17 protein-coding genes are annotated in these 8,965 nt (G+C 40.1%); all 17 read left to right on the top strand.

What is annotated here, in order from left to right; all coding sequences use genetic code 11:
• The first annotated feature begins 14 nt into the window (after positions 1 to 14).
• The 17 genes from rplN (at position 15) to MK482_RS01750 (ending at position 8,955) form a co-directional block, all read left to right on the top strand.
• Positions 15 to 383 carry a 50S ribosomal protein L14 gene (gene rplN, locus MK482_RS01670; RefSeq protein WP_000616545.1) on the top strand — a complete coding sequence of 123 codons (369 nt, stop codon included), beginning with the start codon at positions 15 to 17 and terminating at the stop codon, positions 381 to 383.
• Between the two features lie 78 nt (positions 384 to 461).
• Positions 462 to 767, top strand: a complete 306-nt coding sequence (rplX, locus tag MK482_RS01675) for a 50S ribosomal protein L24 (RefSeq protein ID WP_000497691.1) — start codon at positions 462 to 464, stop codon at positions 765 to 767.
• Positions 768 to 790: 23 nt separating this feature from the next.
• Positions 791 to 1,333 carry a 50S ribosomal protein L5 gene (gene rplE / locus MK482_RS01680; RefSeq protein WP_000013542.1) on the top strand — a complete coding sequence of 181 codons (543 nt, stop codon included), beginning with the start codon at positions 791 to 793 and terminating at the stop codon, positions 1,331 to 1,333.
• Positions 1,334 to 1,350: 17 nt separating this feature from the next.
• Positions 1,351 to 1,536 (top strand): type Z 30S ribosomal protein S14, encoded by a 186-nt coding sequence (locus tag MK482_RS01685; protein ID WP_001085697.1) that lies wholly within the window; start codon positions 1,351 to 1,353, stop codon positions 1,534 to 1,536.
• Between the two features lie 213 nt (positions 1,537 to 1,749).
• Positions 1,750 to 2,148: a 30S ribosomal protein S8 gene (gene rpsH / locus MK482_RS01690; protein WP_000245504.1), complete on the top strand. Its 399-nt coding sequence runs from the start codon at positions 1,750 to 1,752 to the stop codon at positions 2,146 to 2,148.
• A gap of 187 nt (positions 2,149 to 2,335) precedes the next feature.
• Positions 2,336 to 2,872, top strand: a complete 537-nt coding sequence (gene rplF, locus MK482_RS01695) for a 50S ribosomal protein L6 (protein ID WP_000086640.1) — start codon at positions 2,336 to 2,338, stop codon at positions 2,870 to 2,872.
• A gap of 83 nt (positions 2,873 to 2,955) precedes the next feature.
• Positions 2,956 to 3,312, top strand: coding sequence for a 50S ribosomal protein L18 (rplR, locus tag MK482_RS01700; protein WP_000624044.1), 357 nt, complete (start codon positions 2,956 to 2,958; stop codon positions 3,310 to 3,312).
• A gap of 17 nt (positions 3,313 to 3,329) precedes the next feature.
• The gene (rpsE, locus tag MK482_RS01705; protein WP_000874202.1) at positions 3,330 to 3,824 is read left to right on the top strand and encodes a 30S ribosomal protein S5; all 495 of its coding nucleotides are present in this window, start codon (positions 3,330 to 3,332) and stop codon (positions 3,822 to 3,824) included.
• Positions 3,825 to 3,837: 13 nt separating this feature from the next.
• Positions 3,838 to 4,020 carry a 50S ribosomal protein L30 gene (rpmD, locus tag MK482_RS01710; RefSeq protein ID WP_000057241.1) on the top strand — a complete coding sequence of 61 codons (183 nt, stop codon included), beginning with the start codon at positions 3,838 to 3,840 and terminating at the stop codon, positions 4,018 to 4,020.
• Between the two features lie 144 nt (positions 4,021 to 4,164).
• The gene (gene rplO / locus MK482_RS01715) at positions 4,165 to 4,605 is read left to right on the top strand and encodes a 50S ribosomal protein L15 (protein WP_000766088.1); all 441 of its coding nucleotides are present in this window, start codon (positions 4,165 to 4,167) and stop codon (positions 4,603 to 4,605) included.
• A gap of 12 nt (positions 4,606 to 4,617) precedes the next feature.
• The gene (gene secY, locus MK482_RS01720) at positions 4,618 to 5,928 is read left to right on the top strand and encodes a preprotein translocase subunit SecY (protein WP_061088480.1); all 1,311 of its coding nucleotides are present in this window, start codon (positions 4,618 to 4,620) and stop codon (positions 5,926 to 5,928) included.
• Positions 5,929 to 6,078: 150 nt separating this feature from the next.
• Positions 6,079 to 6,717, top strand: a complete 639-nt coding sequence (locus tag MK482_RS01725) for an adenylate kinase (protein ID WP_001050436.1) — start codon at positions 6,079 to 6,081, stop codon at positions 6,715 to 6,717.
• A gap of 116 nt (positions 6,718 to 6,833) precedes the next feature.
• Positions 6,834 to 7,052 (top strand): translation initiation factor IF-1, encoded by a 219-nt coding sequence (gene infA, locus MK482_RS01730; RefSeq protein WP_001029883.1) that lies wholly within the window; start codon positions 6,834 to 6,836, stop codon positions 7,050 to 7,052.
• A gap of 24 nt (positions 7,053 to 7,076) precedes the next feature.
• The gene (rpmJ, locus tag MK482_RS01735) at positions 7,077 to 7,193 is read left to right on the top strand and encodes a 50S ribosomal protein L36 (RefSeq protein ID WP_001808836.1); all 117 of its coding nucleotides are present in this window, start codon (positions 7,077 to 7,079) and stop codon (positions 7,191 to 7,193) included.
• A 17-nt stretch (positions 7,194 to 7,210) separates the two neighbouring features.
• Positions 7,211 to 7,576 (top strand): 30S ribosomal protein S13, encoded by a 366-nt coding sequence (gene rpsM / locus MK482_RS01740; protein ID WP_000090781.1) that lies wholly within the window; start codon positions 7,211 to 7,213, stop codon positions 7,574 to 7,576.
• Between the two features lie 17 nt (positions 7,577 to 7,593).
• A complete protein-coding gene (gene rpsK / locus MK482_RS01745) occupies positions 7,594 to 7,977 on the top strand; it encodes a 30S ribosomal protein S11 (RefSeq protein WP_001118385.1) in 384 nt (127 codons plus the stop codon).
• A gap of 42 nt (positions 7,978 to 8,019) precedes the next feature.
• Positions 8,020 to 8,955: a DNA-directed RNA polymerase subunit alpha gene (locus tag MK482_RS01750; protein ID WP_000568988.1), complete on the top strand. Its 936-nt coding sequence runs from the start codon at positions 8,020 to 8,022 to the stop codon at positions 8,953 to 8,955.
• Positions 8,956 to 8,965: the final 10 nt, after the last annotated feature.

The following is an 8,965-nucleotide window of genomic DNA, read 5'->3' on the forward strand; positions in this document are numbered from 1 at the left end:
AGGAGAAAACTGAAATGATTCAAACAGAAACTCGTTTGAAAGTCGCAGACAACAGCGGTGCTCGCGAAATCTTGACTATCAAAGTTCTTGGTGGTTCAGGACGTAAATTTGCAAACATCGGTGATGTTATCGTGGCATCTGTAAAACAAGCTACTCCTGGTGGTGCGGTTAAAAAAGGTGACGTTGTTAAAGCAGTTATCGTTCGTACTAAATCAGGTGCTCGTCGTGCTGATGGTTCATACATCAAATTTGACGAAAACGCAGCAGTTATCATCCGTGAAGACAAAACTCCTCGCGGAACACGTATCTTTGGCCCAGTTGCACGTGAATTGCGTGAAGGTGGCTTCATGAAGATCGTGTCACTTGCTCCAGAAGTACTTTAATTTTTAGAAACAAACTAGTCCCCTGGATTTACCTCCAGGGTGCCCTTATGGGCGTAAGAAAAATCAAGGAGAAACCTAATGTTTGTAAAAAAAGGCGACAAAGTTCGCGTAATCGCTGGTAAAGATAAGGGAACAGAAGCTGTTGTCCTTACTGCCCTTCCAAAAGTAAACAAAGTTATCGTTGAAGGTGTTAACATCGTTAAGAAACATCAACGTCCAACTAACGAGCTTCCTCAAGGTGGTATCATCGAGAAAGAAGCAGCTATCCACGTATCAAACGTTCAAGTTTTGGACAAAAATGGTGTAGCTGGTCGTGTTGGTTACAAATTTGTAGACGGTAAAAAAGTTCGCTACAACAAAAAATCAGGCGAAGTGCTTGATTAATCACGAAGGAAAGGAGAAGTATAATGGCAAATCGTTTAAAAGAAAAATATCTTAATGAAGTAGTTCCTGCTTTGACAGAACAATTCAACTACTCATCAGTGATGGCTGTGCCTAAAGTAGATAAGATCGTTTTGAACATGGGTGTTGGTGAAGCTGTATCAAACGCTAAAAGCCTTGAAAAAGCTGCTGAAGAATTGGCACTTATCTCAGGTCAAAAACCACTTATCACTAAAGCTAAAAAATCAATCGCCGGCTTCCGTCTTCGTGAAGGTGTTGCGATCGGTGCAAAAGTTACCCTTCGTGGTGAACGTATGTACGAATTCTTGGATAAATTGGTTTCAGTTTCACTTCCACGTGTACGTGACTTCCACGGTGTTCCAACAAAATCATTTGACGGACGCGGAAACTACACACTTGGTGTGAAAGAACAATTGATTTTCCCAGAAATCAACTTCGATGACGTTGACAAAACTCGTGGTCTTGACATCGTTATCGTAACAACCGCTAACACTGACGAAGAGTCACGTGCATTGCTTACAGGCCTTGGAATGCCTTTTGCAAAATAATATAGGAGGTAAATCTAATGGCTAAAAAATCAATGATTGCTAAGAACAAACGTCCAGCGAAGTTCTCTACTCAAGCTTATACTCGTTGTGAAAAATGTGGTCGTCCACATTCAGTTTACCGCAAATTTAAACTTTGCCGTGTTTGCTTCCGTGAATTAGCTTACAAAGGACAAATCCCTGGTGTAACAAAAGCATCTTGGTAATATCATGATACAAAGAGCGTAACAACCACAGCAAAAATAGGAAATTTGGTGTAGGAGCGATGCTCCAAAACAAATTTATCTTTTTTGCCCAGGTTGTAGCTCCTGTTCAAATAAGAGTTTTCTTATTTTAATGTATCAATACTATCTGAGCCTAGCTCAATCATTAACTAGCAAGTGCAACTTGCAAACTACTAGTAAGAGGAGAAAAACAAAATGGTTATGACTGACCCAATCGCAGACTTCCTAACTCGTATTCGTAATGCTAACCAAGCTAAACACGAAGTACTTGAAGTACCTGCATCAAACATCAAAAAAGGGATTGCTGAAATCCTTAAACGCGAAGGTTTTGTAAAAAACGTTGAAATCATCGAAGATGACAAACAAGGCATCATCCGTGTATTCCTTAAATACGGACCAAACGGTGAAAAAGTTATCACTAACTTGAAACGTGTTTCTAAACCAGGACTTCGTGTCTACAAAAAACGTGAAGACCTTCCAAAAGTTCTTAACGGACTTGGAATTGCTATCCTTTCAACTTCTGAAGGTTTGCTTACTGATAAAGAAGCACGCCAAAAGAATGTTGGTGGAGAAGTTATCGCTTACGTTTGGTAATATTTAGCTCCCAATTTCTTTGTGACTCTTCGTTATCGTCTCTTGCCTAACCCAAAGTTATGCCTGCGAGACGATGCCTAGATTCACTTTGAAATTGAAACCTAAATGTTCCTTTAAATCGAGAAATCGATTTAACCCCGTGAAAACTGGCCGTTATGGCCTGACAATTTAACAGGAGAAAATAAACATGTCACGTATTGGTAATAAAGTTATCGTGTTGCCTGCTGGTGTTGAACTCACTAACAATGACAACGTTGTAACTGTAAAAGGACCTAAAGGAGAACTTACTCGTGAGTTCTCAAAAGATATTGAAATCCGTGTGGAAGGTACTGAAGTAACTCTTCACCGTCCAAACGATTCAAAAGAAATGAAAACTATCCATGGAACGACTCGTGCCCTTTTGAACAACATGGTTGTTGGTGTATCAGAAGGATTCAAGAAAGAACTTGAAATGCGCGGGGTTGGTTACCGTGCACAACTTCAAGGATCTAAACTTGTTTTGGCTGTTGGTAAATCTCATCCAGACGAAGTTGAAGCTCCAGAAGGAATTACTTTTGAACTTCCAAACCCAACAACAATCGTTGTTAGCGGAATTTCAAAAGAAGTAGTTGGTCAAACAGCTGCTTACGTACGTAGCCTTCGTTCACCAGAACCATATAAAGGTAAAGGTATCCGTTACGTTGGTGAATTCGTTCGCCGTAAAGAAGGTAAAACAGGTAAATAATGTTGAGTGGTTGAGTCTCAACCACCAACCTATTTTCCAACTTTGTGCATAGCACACGATTTAAAACTAAAGAGGTGAAAACTGTGATTTCAAAACCAGATAAAAACAAACTCCGCCAAAAACGCCACCGTCGCGTTCGCGGAAAACTCTCTGGAACTGCTGATCGCCCACGTTTGAACGTATTCCGTTCTAATACAGGCATCTACGCTCAAGTGATTGATGACGTAGCGGGTGTAACGCTCGCAAGTGCTTCAACTCTTGACAAAGAAGTTTCAAAAGGAACTAAAACTGAACAAGCCGTTGCTGTCGGTAAACTCGTTGCAGAACGTGCAAACGCTAAAGGTATTTCAGAAGTGGTGTTCGACCGCGGTGGATATCTATATCACGGACGTGTGAAAGCTTTGGCTGATGCAGCTCGTGAAAACGGATTGAAATTCTAATAGGAGGACACTAGAAAATGGCATTTAAAGACAATGCAGTTGAATTAGAAGAACGCGTAGTTGCTGTCAACCGTGTTACAAAAGTTGTTAAAGGTGGACGTCGTCTTCGTTTCGCAGCTCTTGTTGTTGTTGGTGACCACAACGGTCGCGTAGGATTTGGTACTGGTAAAGCTCAAGAAGTTCCAGAAGCAATCCGTAAAGCAGTAGATGATGCTAAGAAAAACTTGATCGAAGTTCCTATGGTTGGAACAACAATCCCACACGAAGTTCTTTCAGAATTCGGTGGAGCTAAAGTATTGTTGAAACCTGCTGTAGAAGGTTCTGGAGTTGCCGCTGGTGGTGCAGTTCGTGCCGTTGTGGAATTGGCAGGTGTGGCAGATATTACATCTAAATCACTTGGTTCTAACACTCCAATCAACATTGTTCGTGCAACTGTTGAAGGTTTGAAACAATTGAAACGCGCTGAAGAAGTTGCTGCCCTTCGTGGTATTTCAGTTTCTGATTTGGCATAAGAAAGGGGATAAAATGGCTCAAATTAAAATTACTTTGACTAAGTCTCCAATCGGACGCATTCCATCACAACGTAAAACTGTTGTAGCACTTGGACTTGGCAAATTGAACAGCTCTGTTATTAAAGAAGATAATGCTGCTATCCGTGGTATGATCACTGCAGTATCTCACTTGGTAACAGTTGAAGAAGTAAACTAATGAATTTTTAGGGGATGTGCACTATACCATCCCCTAAAACTAGATATAGTCATCAATGATGACGTCGTATAGGCGAGTTGATGGGGGAGACAACCTTTTCTCCCTTATCGGCGCTAGCATTTTACAAAAGAGGAGAAAATAAAAATGAAACTTCATGAATTGAAACCTGCAGAAGGTTCTCGTAAAGTACGTAACCGCGTTGGTCGTGGTACTTCATCAGGTAACGGTAAAACATCTGGTCGTGGTCAAAAAGGTCAAAAAGCTCGTAGCGGTGGCGGAGTTCGCCTTGGTTTTGAAGGTGGACAAACTCCATTGTTCCGTCGTCTTCCAAAACGTGGATTCACTAACATCAACGCTAAAGAATACGCAATTGTGAACCTTGACCAATTGAACGTCTTTGAAGATGGTGCTGAAGTTACTCCAGTTGTTCTTATCGAAGCAGGAATTGTTAAAGCTGAAAAATCAGGTATTAAAGTTCTTGGTAACGGTGAGTTGACTAAGAAATTGACTGTGAAAGCAGCTAAATTCTCTAAATCAGCTGAAGAAGCTATCACTGCTAAAGGTGGTTCAGTAGAAGTCATCTAAGAGAGGTGACCTATGTTTTTTAAATTATTAAGAGAAGCTCTTAAAGTCAAGCAGGTTCGATCAAAAATTTTATTTACAATTTTTATCGTTTTGGTCTTTCGTATCGGAACTAGCATTACAGTTCCCGGTGTGAATGCCAATAGCTTGAATGCTTTAAGTGGATTATCCTTCTTAAACATGTTGAGCTTGGTGTCAGGGAATGCCATGAAAAACTTTTCAGTTTTTGCTCTTGGTGTCAGTCCCTACATTACGGCCTCTATCGTTGTACAACTCTTGCAAATGGATATTTTACCCAAATTTGTAGAGTGGGGTAAACAAGGGGAAGTAGGTCGAAGAAAATTGAATCAAGCTACTCGTTATATTGCTCTTGTTTTAGCTTTTGTGCAATCTATCGGGATTACAGCTGGTTTTAATACTTTGGCTGGAGCTCAATTGTTGAAAACAGCTCTTACTCCACAAGTCTTTATCATGATTGGTATCATCTTAACAGCTGGTAGCATGATTGTTACTTGGTTGGGAGAGCAAATTACAGATAAGGGATACGGAAATGGTGTTTCTATGATTATCTTTGCCGGGATTGTTTCCTCAATCCCAGAGATGATTCAAGGCATCTATGTGGACTACTTTGTGAACGTTCCAAGTGACCGTATCAACTCATCTATCATTTTCGTAATCATTTTGATTATTACTGTATTGTTGATCATTTATTTTACAACTTATGTTCAACAAGCAGAATACAAAATTCCAATCCAATATACTAAGGTTGCACAAGGTGCTCCATCTAGCTCTTACCTTCCATTGAAGGTAAACCCTGCTGGAGTTATCCCTGTTATCTTTGCAAGTTCGATTACTGCAGCGCCAGCGGCTATTCTTCAGTTTTTGAGCGCTACAGGTCATGATTGGGCTTGGGTAAGAACAGCACAAGAAATGTTGGCAACAACTTCACCAACTGGTATTGCCATGTATGCTTTGTTGATTATTCTCTTTACATTCTTCTATACGTTTGTACAGATTAATCCTGAAAAAGCGGCAGAAAACCTACAAAAGAGCGGTGCCTATATCCACGGAGTTCGTCCTGGTAAAGGTACAGAAGAATATATGTCTAAACTTCTTCGTCGTCTTGCAACGGTTGGTTCTCTCTTCCTTGGTGTGATTTCTATTTTACCGATCGTAGCAAAAGATGTTTTCGGACTTTCAGAAGCAGTTGCTTTTGGAGGAACCAGTCTTTTGATCATTATCTCTACAGGTATTGAAGGAATCAAACAATTGGAAGGTTACCTATTGAAACGTAAGTATGTTGGTTTCATGGACAGAACAGAATAAAAGTATTTACTGAATCAGTAAATACTGAGGGAGTGGAGGTTTAAACTCTGACATTTGTGAGAGTTTGGTCTCCCCTCTTCTATTTTGTTTTTAAATAGGGGTGAAAAAACTTTTTGCTTCTATTTAAAAATAAAATAAGGAGATCAAATCATGAATCTTTTGATTATGGGCTTACCTGGTGCAGGTAAGGGAACTCAAGCAGCAAAAATCGTAGAACAATTCCATGTTGCACATATCTCAACAGGTGATATGTTCCGAGCTGCTATGGCAAATCAAACTGAAATGGGTGTTCTTGCTAAGTCATACATTGACAAGGGTGAATTGGTTCCTGACGAAGTTACAAATGGAATCGTAAAAGAACGTCTTTCACAAGATGATATTAAAGAAACAGGATTCTTATTGGATGGTTACCCACGCACGATCGAACAAGCTCATGCCTTGGACAAAACATTGGCTGAACTTGGCATCGAGCTAGAAGGTGTTATCAACATCGAAGTGAATCCAGACAGCCTCTTGGAACGTTTGAGTGGCCGTATCATCCACCGCGTAACTGGAGAAACTTTCCACAAGGTCTTTAACCCACCAGTTGACTATAAAGAAGAAGATTACTACCAACGTGAAGATGATAAGCCTGAGACAGTCAAACGTCGTTTGGATGTGAATATTGCTCAAGGGGAACCAATCATTGCTCACTACCGTGCCAAAGGCTTGGTTCATGACATCGAAGGCAATCAGGATATCAATGATGTCTTCTCAGATATCGAAAAAGTATTGACAAATTTGAAATAAAGCGCTTTTCACACTTGCAAAAATCAGCTACAAATGTTATACTGAGATAGTCTGACTTATAATTGTTGTCTCTGTGTCTAGAGGCATCGAATCGAAATTTATGGAGGTGCTTTTGCGTGGCAAAAGACGATGTGATTGAAGTTGAAGGCAAAGTAGTTGATACAATGCCGAATGCAATGTTTACGGTTGAACTTGAAAATGGACATCAGATTTTAGCAACAGTTTCTGGTAAAATTCGTAAAAACTATATTCGTATTTTAGCGGGAGATCGTGTTACTGTCGAAATGAGTCCATATGACTTGACACGTGGACGTATCACTTACCGCTTTAAATAATCGAAAAACTTGGAGGGATAAGAAATGAAAGTAAGACCATCGGTCAAACCAATTTGCGAATACTGTAAAGTTATTCGTCGTAATGGTCGTGTTATGGTAATTTGCCCAGCAAATCCAAAACACAAACAACGTCAAGGATAAGATAGAAAGGAGAAAACATGGCTCGTATTGCTGGAGTTGACATTCCAAATGACAAACGCGTAGTAATCTCATTGACTTATGTTTATGGTATCGGACTTGCAACATCTAAGAAAATTTTGGCTGCTGCTGGAATCTCAGAAGATGTTCGTGTACGTGATCTTACATCAGATCAAGAAGATGCTATCCGTCGTGAAGTGGATGCAATCAAAGTTGAAGGTGACCTTCGTCGTGAAGTAAACTTGAACATCAAACGTTTGATGGAAATCGGTTCATACCGTGGTATCCGTCACCGTCGTGGACTTCCTGTCCGTGGACAAAACACTAAAAACAACGCTCGCACTCGTAAAGGTAAAGCTGTTGCGATTGCTGGTAAGAAAAAATAATATAGGAGGTAAAAGTCTTGGCTAAACCAACACGTAAACGTCGTGTGAAAAAGAATATCGAATCTGGTATTGCTCATATTCACGCTACATTTAATAACACTATTGTTATGATTACTGATGTGCATGGTAATGCAATTGCTTGGTCATCAGCTGGTGCTCTTGGTTTCAAAGGTTCTCGTAAATCTACACCATTCGCTGCTCAAATGGCTTCTGAAGCTGCTGCTAAATCTGCACAAGAACACGGTCTTAAATCAGTTGAAGTTACTGTAAAAGGTCCAGGTTCTGGTCGTGAGTCAGCTATTCGTGCGCTTGCTGCCGCTGGTCTTGAAGTAACAGCAATTCGTGATGTGACTCCAGTGCCACACAATGGTGCTCGTCCTCCAAAACGTCGCCGTGTATAATCATCGCATTACACTGCTTTTCGTTTAAGAGGGAGTAACTAAATGATCGAGTTTGAAAAACCAAATATAACAAAAATTGATGAAAATAAAGATTATGGCAAGTTTGTAATCGAACCACTTGAACGTGGCTACGGTACAACTCTTGGTAACTCTCTTCGTCGTGTACTTCTAGCTTCTCTACCAGGAGCAGCTGTGACATCTATTAACATTGATGGTGTGTTACATGAGTTTGACACAGTTCCAGGTGTTCGTGAAGACGTGATGCAAATCATTCTGAACATTAAAGGAATTGCAGTGAAATCGTACGTTGAAGACGAAAAAATCATCGAACTGGATGTTGAAGGTCCTGCTGAAGTAACAGCTGGTGACATTTTGACAGATAGCGATATTGAAATTGTAAATCCAGATCATTATCTCTTTACAATCGGTGAAGGTTCTTCTCTAAAAGCGACTATGACTGTTAACAGTGGTCGTGGATATGTACCTGCAGATGAAAATAAAAAGGATAATGCACCAGTTGGGACACTTGCTGTAGATTCTATTTATACACCAGTTACCAAAGTCAACTATCAAGTTGAACCTGCTCGTGTAGGTAGCAATGATGGATTTGACAAACTAACCCTTGAAATCTTGACAAATGGAACAATTATTCCAGAAGATGCTTTAGGGCTTTCAGCACGTATTTTGACAGAACATCTTGATTTGTTTACAAATCTTACTGAGATTGCTAAGTCAACTGAAGTGATGAAAGAAGCTGATACTGAATCTGACGACCGTATTTTGGATCGTACGATTGAGGAACTGGACTTGTCTGTGCGTTCATACAACTGTTTGAAACGTGCCGGTATCAATACTGTGCATGATTTGACAGAAAAATCTGAAGCAGAGATGATGAAAGTACGAAATCTTGGACGCAAGAGTTTGGAAGAAGTGAAACTCAAACTCATTGATTTGGGTCTTGGATTAAAAGATAAATAAAGGAGGAATA

Origin of the sequence: Streptococcus mitis (genome assembly GCF_026782865.1) — a bacterium.
Lineage (GTDB): Bacteria > Bacillota > Bacilli > Lactobacillales > Streptococcaceae > Streptococcus > Streptococcus mitis_CG.